Source organism: uncultured Porphyromonas sp. (assembly GCF_900541275.1).
Lineage (GTDB): Bacteria > Bacteroidota > Bacteroidia > Bacteroidales > Porphyromonadaceae > Porphyromonas_A.
Genome location: NZ_UQJH01000001.1, coordinates 496,651 through 513,995, shown reverse-complemented (window position 1 = coordinate 513,995; position 17,345 = coordinate 496,651). Strand labels below are relative to the sequence as shown.

Annotated in this window: 19 protein-coding genes and 1 tRNA gene; all 20 read left to right on the top strand. The window is 55.6% G+C overall.

The window, feature by feature from the left end; all coding sequences use genetic code 11:
• The first annotated feature begins 16 nt into the window (after nucleotides 1–16).
• On the top strand, nucleotides 17–1,066 hold the full coding sequence (gene queA / locus QZR17_RS02090; protein WP_296158916.1) for a tRNA preQ1(34) S-adenosylmethionine ribosyltransferase-isomerase QueA: 1,050 nt from the start codon (nucleotides 17–19) through the stop codon (nucleotides 1,064–1,066).
• Between the two features lie 5 nt (nucleotides 1,067–1,071).
• Complete coding sequence (gene folK, locus QZR17_RS02085; protein ID WP_297127018.1) at nucleotides 1,072–1,539, top strand: 2-amino-4-hydroxy-6-hydroxymethyldihydropteridine diphosphokinase; 468 nt, start codon at nucleotides 1,072–1,074, stop codon at nucleotides 1,537–1,539.
• The gene (ruvX, locus tag QZR17_RS02080) at nucleotides 1,524–1,967 is read left to right on the top strand and encodes a Holliday junction resolvase RuvX (protein ID WP_297127016.1); all 444 of its coding nucleotides are present in this window, start codon (nucleotides 1,524–1,526) and stop codon (nucleotides 1,965–1,967) included. The genes folK and ruvX overlap by 16 nt, the downstream gene beginning before the upstream one ends.
• 21 nt (nucleotides 1,968–1,988) lie before the next feature.
• On the top strand, nucleotides 1,989–2,546 hold the full coding sequence (def, locus tag QZR17_RS02075) for a peptide deformylase (RefSeq protein WP_296162693.1): 558 nt from the start codon (nucleotides 1,989–1,991) through the stop codon (nucleotides 2,544–2,546).
• 9 nt (nucleotides 2,547–2,555) lie between these two features.
• A complete protein-coding gene (locus QZR17_RS02070) occupies nucleotides 2,556–4,628 on the top strand; it encodes a tetratricopeptide repeat protein (protein ID WP_297127014.1) in 2,073 nt (690 codons plus the stop codon).
• Nucleotides 4,628–5,314 carry a (d)CMP kinase gene (cmk, locus tag QZR17_RS02065; protein ID WP_297127011.1) on the top strand — a complete coding sequence of 229 codons (687 nt, stop codon included), beginning with the start codon at nucleotides 4,628–4,630 and terminating at the stop codon, nucleotides 5,312–5,314. The genes QZR17_RS02070 and cmk overlap by 1 nt, the downstream gene beginning before the upstream one ends.
• Nucleotides 5,311–6,180 carry a 4-hydroxy-3-methylbut-2-enyl diphosphate reductase gene (locus QZR17_RS02060; RefSeq protein ID WP_297127008.1) on the top strand — a complete coding sequence of 290 codons (870 nt, stop codon included), beginning with the start codon at nucleotides 5,311–5,313 and terminating at the stop codon, nucleotides 6,178–6,180. The genes cmk and QZR17_RS02060 overlap by 4 nt, the downstream gene beginning before the upstream one ends.
• A gap of 171 nt (nucleotides 6,181–6,351) precedes the next feature.
• Nucleotides 6,352–8,358: a threonine--tRNA ligase gene (gene thrS / locus QZR17_RS02055; RefSeq protein ID WP_297127005.1), complete on the top strand. Its 2,007-nt coding sequence runs from the start codon at nucleotides 6,352–6,354 to the stop codon at nucleotides 8,356–8,358.
• A gap of 110 nt (nucleotides 8,359–8,468) precedes the next feature.
• Complete coding sequence (gene infC, locus QZR17_RS02050) at nucleotides 8,469–9,110, top strand: translation initiation factor IF-3 (RefSeq protein WP_297127002.1); 642 nt, start codon at nucleotides 8,469–8,471, stop codon at nucleotides 9,108–9,110.
• Between the two features lie 61 nt (nucleotides 9,111–9,171).
• Nucleotides 9,172–9,369, top strand: coding sequence for a 50S ribosomal protein L35 (gene rpmI / locus QZR17_RS02045; RefSeq protein WP_297126999.1), 198 nt, complete (start codon nucleotides 9,172–9,174; stop codon nucleotides 9,367–9,369).
• Nucleotides 9,370–9,468: 99 nt separating this feature from the next.
• A complete protein-coding gene (gene rplT / locus QZR17_RS02040) occupies nucleotides 9,469–9,816 on the top strand; it encodes a 50S ribosomal protein L20 (protein ID WP_297126996.1) in 348 nt (115 codons plus the stop codon).
• A 223-nt stretch (nucleotides 9,817–10,039) separates the two neighbouring features.
• Nucleotides 10,040–10,756: a pyridoxine 5'-phosphate synthase gene (locus tag QZR17_RS02035; protein ID WP_297126993.1), complete on the top strand. Its 717-nt coding sequence runs from the start codon at nucleotides 10,040–10,042 to the stop codon at nucleotides 10,754–10,756.
• Nucleotides 10,757–10,814: 58 nt separating this feature from the next.
• Nucleotides 10,815–11,540: a MotA/TolQ/ExbB proton channel family protein gene (locus QZR17_RS02030; RefSeq protein ID WP_297126990.1), complete on the top strand. Its 726-nt coding sequence runs from the start codon at nucleotides 10,815–10,817 to the stop codon at nucleotides 11,538–11,540.
• Nucleotides 11,540–11,953, top strand: a complete 414-nt coding sequence (locus QZR17_RS02025) for a biopolymer transporter ExbD (RefSeq protein ID WP_296164045.1) — start codon at nucleotides 11,540–11,542, stop codon at nucleotides 11,951–11,953. Before QZR17_RS02030 ends, QZR17_RS02025 begins: the two co-directional genes overlap by 1 nt.
• Before the next feature lie 21 nt (nucleotides 11,954–11,974).
• Nucleotides 11,975–12,814, top strand: coding sequence for an energy transducer TonB (locus QZR17_RS02020; protein WP_297126987.1), 840 nt, complete (start codon nucleotides 11,975–11,977; stop codon nucleotides 12,812–12,814).
• Between the two features lie 20 nt (nucleotides 12,815–12,834).
• Nucleotides 12,835–13,410, top strand: coding sequence for a DJ-1 family glyoxalase III (locus QZR17_RS02015; protein ID WP_297126984.1), 576 nt, complete (start codon nucleotides 12,835–12,837; stop codon nucleotides 13,408–13,410).
• A gap of 17 nt (nucleotides 13,411–13,427) precedes the next feature.
• The gene (gene cysS, locus QZR17_RS02010; protein WP_297126981.1) at nucleotides 13,428–14,921 is read left to right on the top strand and encodes a cysteine--tRNA ligase; all 1,494 of its coding nucleotides are present in this window, start codon (nucleotides 13,428–13,430) and stop codon (nucleotides 14,919–14,921) included.
• A 286-nt stretch (nucleotides 14,922–15,207) separates the two neighbouring features.
• A tRNA-Arg gene (locus QZR17_RS02005) sits at nucleotides 15,208–15,281 on the top strand.
• A gap of 102 nt (nucleotides 15,282–15,383) precedes the next feature.
• Entirely contained in the window at nucleotides 15,384–15,575 is a 192-nt protein-coding gene (locus QZR17_RS02000; protein ID WP_297126978.1) for a hypothetical protein, read from the top strand.
• Nucleotides 15,576–15,748: 173 nt separating this feature from the next.
• Nucleotides 15,749–17,296 (top strand): NAD(P)H-hydrate dehydratase, encoded by a 1,548-nt coding sequence (locus tag QZR17_RS01995; protein WP_297126974.1) that lies wholly within the window; start codon nucleotides 15,749–15,751, stop codon nucleotides 17,294–17,296.
• Nucleotides 17,297–17,345: the final 49 nt, after the last annotated feature.

Here is a 17,345-nt window from a genome sequence, read left to right as displayed (position 1 = left end):
TTAGAGACACTGATATATGAAGTTGTCACAATTTGGCTTCAAGTTGCCCAAGAAACTGATTGCTCAGCATCCGACAGACTTTCGTGATGAGTCTCGGATGATGGTACTCCACCGCAAGAGTGGGGAGATCGAGCATAGACAGTTTAAGGATCTGATCGAGTACTTCTCAGAGGACGACGTGATCGTCCTTAATAATGCGAAGGTCTTCCCTGCTCACCTCGTGGGTCATAAGGAGAAGACGAATGCCCGCATCGAGGTATTCCTGATGCGCGAGCTGAAGGCTGAGAACTACCTGTGGGATGTCCTCGTGGACCCGGCTCGTAAGATCCGGATCGGGAATAAGCTTTTCTTTGGTGACGATGAGCGACTAGTCGCTGAGGTGATCGACAATACCACCTCCCGAGGTCGTACCCTTCGCTTCCTCTACGACGGGGATCATGACCACTTCATCCAAGATCTGAAAGACCTCGGCATGACGCCTCTGCCCGACTATATCAAGCGTGAGCCGACACCGGATGATGCTGAGCGGTACCAGACCATATACGCTGAGGCTGAGGGGGCTGTAGTGGGACCGTCGGCAGGATTTCACTTCAGCCGCGAGCTGATGAAGCGTCTCGACCTGAAGGATGTCCACTTTGCGAAGCTTGAGCTAAGCACCAGCCGCGTGATGTACGACGAGATCGATGTGGACGACCTCGCGAAGTACAAGATGGGATCCGAGCAGATCTCTATCACGCAGGAGTGCTGCGACGTGGTCAATAAGGCGCGTGTGGGAGGACATAAGATCTGCGGTGTCGGCACCTCGACGATGAAGGCACTGGAGACCGCGCTCAGTACCGATGGCTTTATCAAGCCCTATGGGGGCTGGACGGGGAAGTTTATCTACCCGGAGTACACCTTTGGCATCGCCAATAGTATGGTGACCGGTTTCCATATGCCGTACTCCTCCACGCTGCTCACCGCAGTAGCCTTCGGTGGCTACGACGTGATGATGAATGCCTACAAGGTGGCGATCAAGGAGGAGTACCGCTTTGGTTGCTACGGTGATGCCATGCTCATCATCTGACACTTATGGAGCACACCACTTATATCGCTCTCGGGAGCAACTTAGGAGATCGTGCCCACTACCTCTCCGAGGCGGTACGGCTGATCGGTGAGCGGGTGGGGAAGGTTCTCGCTGTCTCCTCTCCTATGGAGACGGAGCCGGTGGGCTTTGAGAGTGAGCATAAGTTTCTTAATCAAGTGCTCGCTGTCCGTACTTCGCTTGCCCCTCGAGCCCTTCTTACGATGACGCGCGAGATCGAGCGAGAGCTGGGGCGTGAGCGGAAGAGCGTCAGCGGGATCCACTTCGACCGGACCTGCGATGTCGATATTCTGATGATCGATGACCTGGTCTACCACGATGAGTGGCTGGAGATCCCTCATCCTCGTATGCGAGAGCGGCTCTTTGTCCTCCAGCCCTTGGCCGAGATAGCGCCTGACGTGATTGACCCGATCACCCGTAAGACCATCCGAGAGCTTCTATGGGACGTCTCTTAGGGCTGGATGTAGGGCGCAAGCGAACCGGTATGGCGGTGACGGACCCCCTGAGGATCATCCCCGACGGTATGGGCTATGCCTCCACGGGCGAGATCCCCGATCGTGTGAGGGACTACTGTCAGCGGGAGCAGGTGGATGCGATCATCATCGGGCTACCTAAGCAGACGGACAATTCGCCCTCCGAGAGTGAGAAATACATTACTCCGCTGATCAATAGGCTGCGTAAACTTTTACCTGCCATGCTCATCATAAGGTATGACGAGCGCTTCACTTCAGTAATCGCCAATCGGACCCTCGTCGAGAGCGGAATGGGGCGGATGAAGAGGCGGGAGAAAGGGCTGGTCGACGAGATCAGCGCCGTGATCATCCTGCGTGACTTCCTTGAGAGTCGGACCTATCGTGAGATGCAGGATCGGGGAGAGATATAATTAATGAATAGAAAGTAAGCAATGGAACTACCTATATTCGTCTACGGCACCGATATACTGAGAGAACCGACCAAGGAGGTGACTCCTGACCTGCCGGGTCTCCAAAAGCTGATTGCCGATATGTACGACACCATGTATGCCTCCGATGGGATCGGACTGGCCGCCCCGCAGGTGGGCAAGGCACTGCAGCTCTTTGTCATCGATGCGTCGCCCCTCCAGGACGCCTATCCCGAGACGGCAGATATGAAGCACACCTTTATCAATGCGGAGGTGCTGGAGTATGGCACGGAGGAGGTAACCCTGGACGAGGGCTGCCTCAGTCTCCCCGGTCTCAGCGAGCCGGTAAGCCGACCGACGATGGTGCGGGTGAAGTACCAGGATGAGAGCTTCGAGTGGCACGAGGAAACCTTCCGAGGCTTCAGCGCGCGGGTCTTCCAGCATGAGTTTGACCACACCCGTGGGATCCTCTTCACAGACAAGGTTCCCGCGATGCGCAAGGCCATGATCCGCAGTAAGCTCAAGAAGATGTCCCGCGGCAATGTCCGGGCGGACTACAAGATCATCACCAATAGCCGATAACTGACCGGGATGAGAGAGAGGATCCGCTTACGACTTTGGCAGACCACCATACTGGTGGTCTGCCATCTCCTGCCCGCACACGCCCAGATCGACCCGGCTCGGGTGATGACCATAGGGCAAAATGCGATCCTCTTCAAGGATTACGTCCTCGCCATCCAATACTTCAATACTGCCATCCGGGTCGACTCCACCTCTGCACGCCCCTACTACTGGCGGGCGGTTGCGAAGTACAGCCTTGGGGATGTCAGGGGTGCTGAGCAGGATGCTTCTGTCAGCATCGGACGTAATCCCTTCATCTACGACGCCTACTACCTCCGCGCCCTCACCCGCCACACGCTGGGCGAGGACTCGCTGGCGCTTCAGGACTACAGGGTGGTGCTAGCCGATAATCCCGACAATCGGGGGGCGCTCCACAATGCTGCGGTCCTCTACACATCAATGAAGGATACGGTATCCGCCCGTCGCCTCCTTGACCACCTCCACCGCTATCATCCCGACTATGCGGATGGCTATCTGATCGATGGCGGTCTCCGACTGCAGCAGGGTGACACCATTGCAGCGCAGGGGCTCTTTGAGAAAGCGCTTGCCCTCTCACCTTCGCTGACCAATGCTCATCTCTCTATGGCGGATATTGCCTACAGTAGGCGCAAGTATCGAGAGGCAGAGGATTACCTCGACAAGGCGATCCGCATCAATGCCAATGAGCCGATACTATATACCAATAGAGCGCTCATCCGATACCAGCAAAATAATATGCGCGGAGCGATGGGCGACTACACTATGGCGGTGGAACTGGATCCCAATAACCTCATCGCCCGATACAATCGCGCCCTCCTCCGGACGCAGGTGGGGGAGCTCAATGGAGCATTAGACGACTTCAGTAGAGTGGTCATGCTACAGCCGGACAATTACTTTGCGATCTTCAATCGCGCCTTAGTCGCCAACGAACTCGGTAGCTACACTCTCGCCAAGTCCGACCTGACCAAGATCATCAACCGCTATCCCACATTTGTCCCCGCCTTTGCCGAGCGCTCCAGAGCCAATATGGGTCTGGGGCAGACCATTGAGGCAAAGAAGGACAATTACCTCGCCAGCAAGATGATGTACGACCCTGCAACGCGACGTAAGGCGGAGCAGCAGCAGAAGGAGATGTCCGAGTTGCTGAAAGAGGATGCGGAGAATATGTACGCTGAGGGAGGCGCCCGACAGGTCCGGGACGAGCGGGACGACAACATCCGCAAGTTCCGTCTCCTCGTCTACAACAGCCGGGAGAAGGGGTACAATGAGCTCTATGCCGAGGCGGAGGAGGGCGGCATCCGTGGTCGCGTGCAGGATCGAGAGATGCCGGTGGAGCCGATGCCGCTCTTCACCCTCTCGTATTATATGAAGGAGGAGGCTCAGCCCCGACTTGGCAAGGAGCGAGACTACTCAGGCGAGCTTCATCTGCCAACGTCCGATCGCAAGATCTATGTGGTCAATGACCTTCCGGTCCTCAATCAGCTACAGTTTGACTACCACATGAGCCGCATCGACTCATTCCCGCAGATGAGGGAGCAGGATCTCTTTGCCCTCGCTATGGACCAGGTGATGGTCAGCGATCATGCAGCGGTGGTGGCGACACTCGACCGAGTGATTGCTGAGCACCCCGACCAGCCCGATGCCTACCTCCAGCGTGGTGTCTCCCGCATCAAGGACTTTATCAATAAGGAGACCGTCCGCCACACTCAGATAGACCTCGGCGTCGATGTCTCCAAGGCAGATCTCTCCAAGGACTACCTCCTGAAGAAAGCGACCTACACCTCCTCCATCGAGGACTTCCGCAAGGTGCTCGACCTCGTCCCCGGCTACCTCCCGGCGCTCTACAACCTCGCCTACGCTCACTACGGCCTTGGGCAGTATCACGAGGCGATCTCCGCCCTCAGCGATCTGATCATCAGAGATCCCTCCTTTGGCGACGCCTTCTTTGCCCGCGGACTTGCCTACTATGCCACGGGGGATAAGGAGAAGGGGGATCGGGACATGAGCCGGGCCGGTGCTCTAGGCGTCTTTGGCTCCTACAACATCATCAAGCGCATGCAGTAATGACAGACAGCAAGAAGATCAATATCGCCCTCGACGGCTACTCCTCCTGTGGCAAGAGCACTATCGCTAAGCGTCTCGCCCGCTCCCTCGGCTACACTTATGTTGATACTGGTGCTATGTATCGGGGCGTCACGCTCTATGCCCTCCGGGAGGGACTCTTCAGTGGACATGAGCCGATGGTCGAGGAGATCGCTCGCCGGCTTCCTGAGATAGAGCTGCGCTTCGCCATCCACCCCGATGGTCAGCACCTTCTCCTCAATGGCGAGGACGTTGAGCGGGAGATCAGGGGTATGGAGGTCTCGGAGCATGTCAGCCCAGTCGCCACCATACCGGAGGTCCGCAGCGAACTCACGAGACAGCAGCAGGCTATGGCGAGGCAGAAGGGGGTAGTGATGGACGGGCGAGATGTCGGCACCACCATTCTCCCCGATGCGGAGCTCAAGATCTTCGTCACCGCCCGACCCGAAGTCAGAGCGCGCAGGCGCTTTGACGAGCTGACGGCTAAGGGCGAGTCGGTCACCTTCGACTCCGTGCTCGCTAACGTCCGAGAGCGGGACCGCATCGACTCCGGTCGCACTGTCAGCCCCCTCAGGCAGGCAGAGGACGCCCTTGTCCTCGACAACTCTGATATGACCCTCGACCAGCAACAGGCCTGGGTCGAGGAGCGGGTAAGGGAGCGCCTATGATCGACATCGAGATTAATAGCAAGTCCGGCTTCTGCTTCGGTGTCGTCACTGCGATCGAGAAGGCTGAGACCGAGCTCGAGGGGGGACACTCGCTCTACTCTCTCGGAGATATTGTACACAATAGTCAGGAGGTCTCACGTCTCTCCGAGAAAGGACTTCGTCCGATCCGCTACGAGGATCTCAGCCACCTGAGGGACAAGCGGGTTCTCTTCCGGGCCCATGGCGAACCGCCCGAGATTTATGCCGAGGCGCGATCCCGTGGACTGGAGATCATTGACGCCACCTGTCCGGTCGTCCTCTCCCTCCAGCGTAAGATCCGCAAGACCTATGAGAAAACCTCCCGCGAGGGAGGGCAGATCGTTATCTTCGGCAAGCTGGGACATGCTGAGGTAAATGGGCTCGTCGGTCAGACAGAGGGGCATGCGATTGTCGTCCAGTCGATCAGCGACGTGGAGGAGAAGGTTGATCTCAGTCGTCCTGTCTATCTTTTCAGCCAGACCACTATGGACGGTATGGCTTACCGGGAGCTCATCGGCTATGTCAGCGACCACCTTCGGCCCGGGGTCTACTTCGAGAGCCACGATACCATCTGCCGTCAGGTCGCCAATCGGATGAAGGATCTTGTCGACTTTGCCAAGAGCAAGGATGTTATCTACTTCATCGCCGGTAAGAACAGCAGCAACGGCAAAGTGCTCTACCGCGCCGCCCTGCAGGCCAATCCCCACACCTACTTCATCTCCGACCCCTCCGAGATCACAGACCCCCTCCCTCTTGAGGTCAGGACGGTGGGTATCACCGGCGCCACCTCCACCCCGATGTGGCAGATGGAGCAGGTCCGAGACCGTCTCCGCGAGCTCAATCCCTGAGCACCGACCCGCAACCGGGTGCTCTCCGGCTGATCCTCCACTTTCGTCTTCATCCTCACGCTCAGTCTCGTCGGGGCCTGATTTTGTGGGGCGGATCGGAATACGGCAAAAGTTTGTACCTTTGTCTATTATAGATAGCAGACAGAGAAAGTAGATCAATCAATATAGATCATGGCAAATATCACAATTACATTTCCGGACGGGTCTCAGAAGGAGGCCCCTAAGGGGGTAACCAGCCAAGAGCTGGCGGCAGAGATCAGCCCTCAGCTGGCTAAGAAGATCTTGGTGGCAAGGGTGAATGGCAAGCTGTGGGATGTAATGCGTCCCATAGAGACGGATGCACGAGTGCAGTTCTTCACCTGGGATGATGACGAGGGGAAGCATGCCTTCTGGCACACCTCGGCCCACCTCACCGCCGAGGCGCTGCAGGAGCTTTACCCGGGGGTGAAATTTGCCATTGGTCCCGCTGTTGATGACGGCTACTACTACGATGTCGATATGACGGATACAGGTACCACTCTTACCGAGAGTGACCTGCCTAAGCTGGAGAAGCGTATCATGGAGCTTGCCAAGGAGGATCAGCCGCTGGTCCGTCAGGAGATCTCCAAGGAGGACGCTCTTCATCACTGGACTGAGGAGGATAAGGATCCGTACAAGGTGGAGCTTATCCAGGACCTCGAGGATGGGACGATAAGCACCTACACCTGCGGCAACTTTGTCGATCTCTGCCGTGGACCGCATATCCCAAGCACCGGTCTGATCAAGGCGGTCAAGCTGACCAAGCTCGCAGGAGCTTATTGGCGTGGGGATGAAAATCGTCAGATGCTTACCCGCGTGTACGGCATCACCTTCCCCAAAGCGAAGATGCTGGATGAGTATCTCCAGATGGTGGAGGAGGCTAAGCTCCGCGACCACCGTAAGATCGGTAAGGAGCTTGAGCTCTTTACCTTCTCAAGTGAGGTGGGACCCGGCCTGCCCCTTTGGCTTCCGAGAGGCACGCAACTTCGGCTGACCCTGCAGCGCTTCTTGGAGCGTGTTCAGGAGACCTATGGCTACCAGCAGGTGATGACGCCTCATATCGGTAGCAAGCAGCTCTATGTCACCTCCGGCCACTGGGCTAAGTATGGTAAGGACTCCTTCCGCCCCATCACGACTCCGCAGGAGGGCGAGGAGTATATGCTCAAGCCGATGAATTGCCCCCACCACTGCATAGTCTTCCGGAGCAAGCCACGCTCTTACAGGGATCTGCCGGTGCGCATTGCTGAGTTTGGTACAGTGTACCGCTACGAGCAGAGTGGGGAGCTCCACGGACTGACCCGTGTGAGAGGCTTTACGCAGGATGATGCGCACATCTTCTGTCGCCCTGATCAGATCAAGGAGGAGTTTGAGCGCGTGATGGACATCATCTATATTGTCTTCAAGACGCTTGAGTTTAAGTCCTTTGAGGCACAGATCTCCCTGCGTGACCCCAATAATAAAGAGAAGTACATCGGGACGGATGAGAATTGGGAGAAGGCAGAGAATGCCATCATCGAGGTCTGCAAGGATCGTGGCGTCAAGGCTAAGGTGGTCGAGGGGGAGGCTGCCTTCTATGGTCCTAAGCTCGACTTTATGGTCAAGGACGCCATCGGTCGCAAGTGGCAGCTCGGTACCATCCAGGTGGACTACAATCTGCCGGAGCGCTTCCAGCTCGAGTACACCGGAGAGGACGGACAGATGCACCGCCCCGTGATGCTCCACCGTGCGCCCTTTGGTTCGATCGAGCGCTTTGTCGCCGTCCTCTGCGAGAATACGGCGGGCAAGTTCCCCCTCTGGCTCTGCCCAGACCAGGTGGCAATCCTCCCAGTCTCGGAGAAATATCTTGACTACGCCTATAAGGTGGAGGATGAGCTGAAGGAAAAGGGTATCCGCGTCAAGGTCGATGATCGGGACGAGAAGCTCGGCAAAAAGATCCGCGAGACAGAGCTGATGCGCATCCCCTACCTCTTGATCGTAGGCGAGAAAGAGGAGGCAGAGGGTACCGTTTCTATTCGCAAACAGGGTGAAGGCGAGCAGGGTACGGAAAAAATTAGTACCTTTGCCGACGCTGTGGCTCAGGAAATCTACAAGCAGACCCATCAGTGGGAGCAAACTGATGAGGCTCAGAAGGCCTTTGCTCACCAGCACGATAAGGAATAATAGACTGATAACTACCGGCTTAGTCGACTCTCGTACCTATCCTGTCAGGGAGGTAGGGAGTGGAGACTGCTGACACGTAACTATATTTTTAGACCTCAAGAAGAGACTTAATGTCCGCAAGAAGACAGCCAATTAGTCGCGGAAGTCGCGACGATGAAAACTCCAATCGTATCAATGAGCAGATCCGTGCTCGTGAGGTGCGTGTCGTAGGGGACAACGTGGAGCAAGGGATCTACACCATCCAGGAGGCTCGCCGTATGGCGCAGCAGCAGGAGCTCGATCTCGTGGAGATTTCGCCCAATGCAGATCCGCCTGTCTGTAAGATTTTGGACTACCAAAAGTTTCTTTACCAGCAGAAGAAGAAGGCTAAGGAACAGAAAGCCAATCAGGTCAAGACGACGCTCAAGGAGATCCGCTTCGGACCTCAGACTGACGACCATGACTACAGCTTTAAGCTCCGCCATGCCATCAGCTTCCTGCAGGAGGGCAGCAAGGTGCGTGCTTATGTCTTCTTCCGTGGACGGTCCATCGTCTTTAAGGACCAGGGTAAGCTCCTCCTCCTTCGTTTTGCCAACGATCTTGAGGACTACGCTCGGGTGGATCAGCTCCCTAAGCTTGAGGGAAAGCGCATGAGTATGCTCTTCTCACCCAAGAAGGGAGTCGCTAAGAAGAAGAGTGACGATAGTAGCAGTAACAATCAACATCACACCTCTGATGAAGGCTCCGATAGTGAGCCGGAAGAGGAGGCGTAATAACGTCCACGGCGTGAGCCGCGGCAATCACTAATTTATACATTATTTAATCCATCAAGTCATGCCTAAGGTTAAGACTAATTGCGGTGCTAAGAAGAGATTTTCTCTCACCGGATCAGGAAAAATCAAGCGTAAGCATGCTTACAAGAGCCACCTCCTGGCATGTAAGTCCAAGAGGCAAAAGCGTGATCTCACAAATACCGGACTGGTACACGAGTCCAATGAGCGTGGGGTCAAGAAACTGCTTGGACTTGCATAAGTAAGCGGTCGACTACGTAAGATTTTAGTAACAGGATGATGAGCAGAGAAGTGCGGAGAGTAATGATCCGCCGCTCATGTCCACAGAAATTTTAGAATCATGTCAAGATCAGTCAATCATGCCGCCTCTAAGGCGCGGCGCAAGAGAATCCTCAAGCAGACCCGTGGCTACTATGGTGCACGTAGGAATGTCTGGACGGTAGCTAAGAATACTTGGGAGAAGGGGCTTACCTACGCTTACCGCGATCGTAAGGTCAAGAAGCGCACTTTCCGTGCCCTCTGGATCCAGCGTATCAATGCGGCTGCACGTCAGGAGGGACTCTCCTACTCAAGGCTCATGGGGATGCTCCACGACAAGGGTATCGAGATCAATCGCAAGGTCCTCGCTGACCTGGCGATGAATCACCAGGAGGCGTTTAAGGCGATCGTGGATAAGGCTAAGGCCTGATACAGCGGTCCTAAATACAAGACTCAGCTAAGAGCAACATCGTAAACTCTACGGTGTTGCTCTTTTTTTTCGTGCCTATCGGCTCAGAAGCGTACAATATCTGGGTGTAGATGGTACCATCTCGGTGGAAATGGTGGCTCTTTTTGTCACAGTTCGTTTTAGGGAAAGGTCTTCACTTGGAAAAGTGTTACCTTTGTATCTATCGTAATCATATACTGTAGCCATGACTCTATTTAGTGTCAATATCAATAAAGTAGCCACTCTCAGGAATGCCCGGGGGGAGAATCGTCCTGACATTATCCAGGTGGCTAAGGACCTCCAGCGGATGGGGGCGCAGGGGATCACCGTCCATCCCAGGCCCGACGAGCGTCACATTAAGTATGCTGATGTCCCGGCGCTGAGGCAGGTGGTAGATACGGAGTACAATATAGAGGGCTATCCCTCGGAGGACTTCCTTACGTTAGTCACCCAGGTGGGTCCCGATCAGGTCACCCTAGTACCGGATGCACCGGATGCACTGACGAGCAGTGCCGGATGGGATGTGGAGACGCACTATGACCAGCTGGAGAAGATCATCGACCGACTCCACCGGGCTGGAATCCGCGCCTCAATCTTTGTGGACACTGACTTGGAGAATCTCGTCGCTGCTCGGAGCGTAGGGGCTGATCGAGTGGAGATGTATACGAAGCCCTATGCTGACCTGTATCCGACGCACCCTGAGGAGGCTGTCCAGCCCTTTGTGGCCTGTGCCAGGCGTGCCAAGGAGCTGGGGCTCGGAGTCAATGCCGGTCACGACCTTAGTCTCGACAATCTGGCACTCCTCCATAGGCACATCCCGGAGCTGGATGAGGTCTCTATCGGTCACGCCGTGATCTGCGAAGCCCTGTATGAGGGATTTGAGTCTGTGGTCCGCAAGTATCTCGAGATCCTCAGTAAGTGAGATTATTAGATGGGGGAGGGTGTAGTATTGTACAATAATCATATCAGAATAACATCAGATGAATTTCCTTCAAATAGCGGCAGACACTCTGCCTCAGCTCTCTCAGGTGGCCGGCTCTGCCGTCACCGATACGGAGACGATGAATCTATGGGACCTGGCTGTCAAGGGAGGCTGGATCATGATCGTCCTTTTGCTCCTCTCGATCATCGCTTGCTACATATTTGTGGAGCGGGTGCTCTTTTACAACAAAGCCGGTAAGAGCAATCCCTCCTTCATCGAGAAGACTCGGGACTACATCCGAGAGGGCAAGCTGGAGTCTGCCAAGGATCTGTGCGAGGCTGAGCACACCCCTGGTGCGAGGATGATCTCCAAGGGGATCGACCGCTTGGGACGTCCGACAGAGGAGATCATGGCAGCGATAGAGAATGTGGGTAACCTCGAGGTGCAGCGCTTGGAGAAGTCACTTCCTCTTCTCGCTACCGTTGCCTCCGGTGCGCCGATGATCGGCTTCCTCGGTACGGTGACCGGTATGATCCGTGCCTTCTACAATATGGCACAGGCGGGGGCCAATGTCGATGTCTCACTGCTCTCCTCCGGTATCTATGAGGCGCTGGTGACGACGGTCGGTGGTCTGATCGTCGGTATCCTCGCCCTCTTTGCCTACAATTACCTCACGACGCGGGTGGATAAGATTGTCTCAAAGTCTGAGTCGGAGGCTCTGGACTTTATGGATCTGCTCAATGAGCCTACCATCACGACTGCACGAAAGGGAGGGATACACTGATGAAGCTGAAGCGTAGATCTAAGGCTATAGGAGACTTTAGTATGGCGTCGATGACCGACGTCATCTTCCTGCTCCTGATCTTCTTCATGGTCTCGAGTACCCTCGTGGTGCCGAGTGCCCTGAGGGTCCTGCTGCCTAAGAGTTCTCAGCAGACCAATGCACGCCCCGTCACTCGTGTCACCATCACCCCTGAGGGGGAGTACTTCGTCGGTGTCGGTAATGGCGAGGATCGGCAGGTGACTTTTGAGGAGATTGACCCCTTCCTGCAGGAAACTCTGGATCAGAATCCTGATATGTTCGTCGCCCTCTATGCGGATGAGGGTGTGCCGTATGGAGAGGTGGTGAAGGTGCTGAATATTGCGGTGGAGAATCGCTATCAGATGGTCCTCGCCACCCGCCCGCTCAAGGAGTAATCATGGCTCAAGCATAGTACAGTGGAGGAAGATAAGAGAAATAGTAGGCAATGGATCTCGGCAGCCATAGCGGTAGGGGTGCATATCCTCGCTGTGGGGCTGCTCTTCGTCATCCTCATGCCTCCGATGAAGGTCCCGGATCTACCAGCCGGGATACTGGTCTCCATAGGGAATATGGCAGAGGCTGAGGGGACCTATGATCCGCACGAGATCATCCCACCTGAGGAGGTGGACCCCGTGGAGCCGACACCCACACCGCCCGATGAGGACCTGCTGACGCAGGACCTGCCGGAGGCTCCGGAGGTGAAGCAGGTCAAGCCACAGGAGCCTAAGAAGGAGCCGGAGAAGAAAAAGGACACCCGCGCGGAGCTGGAGAGGCAGCGCCAAGAGCGTCTGCGGGAGGAGCAGAAGAAGCGCGAGGCTGCTGAGGCTAAGCGTAGAGCTGAAATTGCCGGTAAGGTGGCAGGTGCTCTGGGAAATGCTCAGAATGCATCCGGATCGGGGACTACCCCGTCGGGCTCGACGACAGGGCACCAGGGCTCTCCCTCCGGTAATGTGACCGGTGGAGGTGCAGGCTCCGGAGTGGCAGGCTTCGGTGGCTGGTCTCTCGCCGGGCGTGATATTGTGGGCGGACTCAAGAGACCCGACTTTACAAAGAATGTGGAGGGCCGTATCGTCGTCGCCATTACCGTCAATAGTAGTGGAAACGTCATCGCCGCCACGATCGCTCCGGGGACTACCATAGGCGACTACTCTATGCAACAGAGTGCGATCAAGGCCGCCAAGGCCACTCGCTTCAGTCGCGCCGATCAGGTGAATAATCAGAGAGGAAAGATAACCTACAAGTACGAGCTCAACTGAGCTCTTTAGATCAAGAAAATATGTCAAAGACAGCTTATATTATCCTGGCAGATGGATTTGAGGAGACTGAGGCAATGGGTGCCTGGGATGCTCTCCGTCGGGGAGGCGTGGAGGCGACCTTCGTCTCGATCAACGATACGACCTCTGTAGAGGGCGCCCACGGGCTCCACTTTACTGCCGACCATACCATCGATGAGATCCGGAGGCAGCCCGCTGATGCCATCGCTCTACCTGGTGGAGCTACCGGCACAGAAAATCTCTACCAGAGCGACAAGGTGAGGGACCTGATCACCTCTCAGCTGAGAGATGGTCGATTGGTCGGTGCCATGTGTGCCGCTCCATCAGTCCTCGGGCGTATGGGACTCCTCCGTGGTAAGCGAGCCACGGCGTACCCCGGGTGGGAGAAGTACCTCGAGGGAGCAGAGGTCATAGAGACCGAGGCTGTGGTGGACGGACAGATCATCACTGCGAGAGGTCCCCGCTACTGCTTCGCCTACGGGGTGGCGATCTTGTCACAGCTCGAGGGACGAGACAAGGCCGCTGAGGTGGCAAGAGGTCTGCTCCTGGATGAGCAGGTGGAGCCTCTTGATATATAAATGCATGAGAAATGGATATGGAGATAAATAAAGAAGAGATAAGGGAAGGACTAAAGTTTTACAACACCGAGGACCGTAAGCTGGAGGACTTCAAGCCGATCCAGTCACCGCATGTCGGTATGTACGTCTGCGGCCCTACGGTCTATGGTGACGCACACCTGGGCCATGCTCGTCCTGCCGTCACTTTTGACATCCTATTTAGGTACCTGTCACACCTGGACTATAAGGTCCGCTATGTACGCAACATCACCGACGTCGGCCACCTCGAGCACGACTCCGATGACGGCGAGGACAAGATTGCGAAGAAGGCGCGGCTGGAGCAGATCGAGCCCATGGAGGTGGTGCAGCACTACTTGACTGCCTATCATCACAATATGGAGGCGCTCAACGTCCTCCCTCCATCCATTGAGCCGATGGCGAGTGCCCACATCCAGGAGCAGATCGAGCTGACACAGGAGATCTTGGATAATGGCTTTGCCTATGTCTCGGGCGGATCGGTCTACTTCGACGTCGAGAAGTACGATAAGAAGTACAATTATGGTCGCCTCTCAGGTCGCAACGTAGAGGATATGCGGGCGAATACGAGGCAGCTTGCCGGTCAGGAAGAGAAGCGCAATCCGCTTGACTTTGCCCTCTGGAAGGAGGCTTCTCCGGAGCATATCATGAAGTGGAAGAGTCCCTGGGGCATCGGCTTCCCCGGATGGCACTGCGAGTGCACCGCTATGGGACGGAAGTACCTGGGGGATCAATTTGACATCCACGGAGGCGGGCTAGACTTGGTCTTCCCCCACCATGAGTGTGAGATAGCTCAGGCGGTCGCCGCGATGGGTCATCCGATGGTCCACTACTGGCTTCACAACAACCTCATCACCATCAATGGGCAAAAGATGGGTAAGAGCCTCGGGAACTTCATCACGCTCGATGAGGTCTTTAGCGGCAAGCACAAGCTCCTCGATCAGGCGTATGATCCGATGACGGTTCGCTTCTTTGTCCTTATGGCTCACTACCGCAGTCAGCTCGACTTCAGCAATCAGGCGCTGCAGGCTGCTGAGAAGGGACTGACCCGGCTCCACGAGGCTTACAAGGCGCTGGATACTCTGAAGCCATCCGCCACTCAGACCACTGAGGTGAGGGACTTTATCCACGCCTCCTATGAGCACCTCAATGACGATCTCAATACCCCGCAGGTGGTTGCGGAGCTCTTTGATGCAGCTCGTGTGATCAATACCGCCAAGAATGGTGATCAGCCGCTCACGGAGGAGCAGATCAGCGACTTACGTCAGCTCTTCGATACGTTCCTCTATGGAGTGCTGGGTATGCGTGTGGCGAATGCAGGTCTGTCCTCTCAGCATCAGGAGGCCTTTGACGGCGCGATGGATCTCCTCCTTGACCTACGTCAGCAGGCTAAGGATCGGAAGGACTGGACTGTCTCCGATGAGATCAGAGATCGCCTGACGGCACTTGGCTTTGTCGTCAAGGACACCAAGGATGGTGCCGAGTGGTCGATCTGATAAGTTTTATGCCCCTCTCACTAATACCGATATTAGAGAAATCTAATATCGGTATTAGTCTCGCCTAATATCGGTATTAGAAATTCCTAATATCGGTAAAAGAAAAGGCTCCCTTTATATGACTGGGACCCATAGTCCTATGGAGGCATCTTCAGGACTCCTGAAGGGAGACTGTGATACAGAGGGTAAGTGAGGGTTGTCTCGATGGCGATTGCCCTGCATTGGGGGATGAATTGCCTCGATATATCGAGAGAATTGTCTACCTTTGCAACGTAGAGGGGGATTGGGCCCGGTAGCTCAGCTGAATAGAGTGTCAGATTCCGGATCTGAAGGTCATGGGTTTGAATCCCATCCGGGTCACTCGATACATATGTGGTGAAGTAGGGTTGTGTACGCACTTTGTACCCCGAATTATTTTGCTACATTTGTGACAGAACAATAAAAACCAAATAGATATCAATCATGAATTTCCTGAAATACTTAGGCGTCCTCGTTATGCTCATCGGAGCCGGAGTACTGGTCTTCATCGGTATTACCGGTGGCGCACAGGCTAATATTGGGCTATTCGTAGGTCTCGGTCTCATCCTTCTGGGCTATGTCCTCCACATTGTGCTGGACAAGAAGGCCTCCGAGCAGGAGCGTCTGCATAACTGAGCCATCCCTCTCCTCTCCCTCTTGACGTAGAGCAGAGGATTTCTGCCCTACAGATGATAGAGGACCGATATTTCTAAGAAAAAAGAGATAGAGGAGCGGTGTATCCGGTGACACTGGGTGCGCCGCTCCTCTTCAGGTTATATCACACACCCATTATCCGGACTGAGCAGACTATGCTTAAGATACTCAACGATCAGACCACTCAGCGACTACTGGCCAGTGCAATGGAGGGCGTAGGCGCCCTGGATGAGCATCAGCTGGCGGAGAGGCTTGCTGACGCTTTTATGACCCAGCTACAGAGAGAGCTGAGGTCGAGGGAGCACCTGATCGTCTTTGCAGGTCCGAGTATGGCGGGAGCTGTGGCGCTGCTCTCAGCTGTCACGCTCAATATGCTGGGTCACACCACCGATGTCACCTTGCTCAATGACAGTAGCTCGGGGGTGCTGCCTGAGGTGGTCTCCTGGGCCAAGACCAGAGCCCTGGAGTCGGGACTGGTCTTGCGTGAGGTCAGTCGGGATTTCGCCCCACCCAAGATGGATCATAGGACGATCGTCATCGACGGGATCTGCGGCACGGAGCAGAGTGGTCGCTTTACCGGTAGCCTTGCCAATGTCTGCCGATTCATCAATAAGAAGCGCCCCTTTGTCATCTCTCTCGATATGCCATCCGGTCTCTGTGCTGAGGATAATAGGGACAATGACCCTGAGGCTGTCATCCATGCCAGTGCGACCTACGCCTTTCACTCTCCCAAGCTGGCCTTCTTCCTGAGAGAGAATGCGGCACTCGTGGGGGACTGGAAGGTCCTTAGTATCGGCTTGGATGACAACTCCCTCACGAGCGATGTGAAGTACTACCTCCTTGAGGACGGAGATATGGAGGGTGCCTTCGGCTCTCGGAGGCGCTTCACCAATAAGTACGACTATGGGCGGACGCTCCTCATCGCCGGATCCAAGGGGATGATGGGCGCCTCGATCCTCGCTGCTCGGGCTGCGATGCGTGCCGGGACCGGGCACCTGACCATCCATCTCCCTGCCGGAGCGGATACGATGATGCACCTCGCTGTACCTGAGGCACTGGTCACCGAGGATCACTCTACGGAGGGCTTCACCGGCACCAGTGAGGATCTCTCGCTCTATGATGCCATAGCCGTAGGGCCTGGCCTAGGGCGGAGTGAGGCCACCGGGCACGCTCTTATGGAGCTCATCGAGAGCAGTACCCGCCCCATGATACTCGATGCGGATGCACTCTATCATCTATCTATGTGCCCTGAAAAGCTTAGCGCACTTACTGCCGGATCGATACTTACTCCACATGCAGGGGAGTTTGATCGCCTCTTCGGTCCCTCTGAGACCGACTACGAGCGACTGATGAAGGCGGTCGAGATGGCCTCTCGCTACGCATGCTATATTGTCCTCAAGGGAGCCTTTACCGCCACTTGTACTCCGCGGGGACGTGTGATCATCAATTCGTCCGGCAATCCGGGTCTCGCCACGGCAGGCACAGGTGATGTGCTTACGGGGATCATGCTTGCGCTGCTCGGCAAGGGCATTAAGCCCCTGCACGCTTGTGTGGAGTCGGTTTTTATCCATGGCTATGCAGCGGATCTCTATCGGAATGAGGCGTCTGAGGAGACGCTTACAGCCTCTGATGTGATCGACCGTATCCCGATGGTGTATAAGGGCTTCCAGGACTACTCTACGCCCTGGGACAAGACCCTCTGATCCGGTGAGATGGATCAGGTAAGGAATAAGAATAAGCAATAACGGATTA

Coding starts and splice junctions, on each gene's coding strand:
- QZR17_RS02070 (WP_297127014.1), top strand. CDS start 2,556: ATGAGAGAGAGGATCCGCTTACGACTTTGGCAGACCACCATACTGGTG.
- QZR17_RS01995 (WP_297126974.1), top strand. CDS start 15,749: ATGCTTAAGATACTCAACGATCAGACCACTCAGCGACTACTGGCCAGT.
- QZR17_RS02000 (WP_297126978.1), top strand. CDS start 15,384: ATGAATTTCCTGAAATACTTAGGCGTCCTCGTTATGCTCATCGGAGCC.
- ruvX (WP_297127016.1), top strand. CDS start 1,524: ATGGGACGTCTCTTAGGGCTGGATGTAGGGCGCAAGCGAACCGGTATG.
- rplT (WP_297126996.1), top strand. CDS start 9,469: ATGTCAAGATCAGTCAATCATGCCGCCTCTAAGGCGCGGCGCAAGAGA.
- QZR17_RS02030 (WP_297126990.1), top strand. CDS start 10,815: ATGAATTTCCTTCAAATAGCGGCAGACACTCTGCCTCAGCTCTCTCAG.
- QZR17_RS02025 (WP_296164045.1), top strand. CDS start 11,540: ATGAAGCTGAAGCGTAGATCTAAGGCTATAGGAGACTTTAGTATGGCG.
- QZR17_RS02035 (WP_297126993.1), top strand. CDS start 10,040: ATGACTCTATTTAGTGTCAATATCAATAAAGTAGCCACTCTCAGGAAT.
- QZR17_RS02015 (WP_297126984.1), top strand. CDS start 12,835: ATGTCAAAGACAGCTTATATTATCCTGGCAGATGGATTTGAGGAGACT.
- cmk (WP_297127011.1), top strand. CDS start 4,628: ATGACAGACAGCAAGAAGATCAATATCGCCCTCGACGGCTACTCCTCC.
- thrS (WP_297127005.1), top strand. CDS start 6,352: ATGGCAAATATCACAATTACATTTCCGGACGGGTCTCAGAAGGAGGCC.
- rpmI (WP_297126999.1), top strand. CDS start 9,172: ATGCCTAAGGTTAAGACTAATTGCGGTGCTAAGAAGAGATTTTCTCTC.
- cysS (WP_297126981.1), top strand. CDS start 13,428: ATGGAGATAAATAAAGAAGAGATAAGGGAAGGACTAAAGTTTTACAAC.
- infC (WP_297127002.1), top strand. CDS start 8,469: ATGTCCGCAAGAAGACAGCCAATTAGTCGCGGAAGTCGCGACGATGAA.
- folK (WP_297127018.1), top strand. CDS start 1,072: ATGGAGCACACCACTTATATCGCTCTCGGGAGCAACTTAGGAGATCGT.
- queA (WP_296158916.1), top strand. CDS start 17: ATGAAGTTGTCACAATTTGGCTTCAAGTTGCCCAAGAAACTGATTGCT.
- QZR17_RS02060 (WP_297127008.1), top strand. CDS start 5,311: ATGATCGACATCGAGATTAATAGCAAGTCCGGCTTCTGCTTCGGTGTC.
- def (WP_296162693.1), top strand. CDS start 1,989: ATGGAACTACCTATATTCGTCTACGGCACCGATATACTGAGAGAACCG.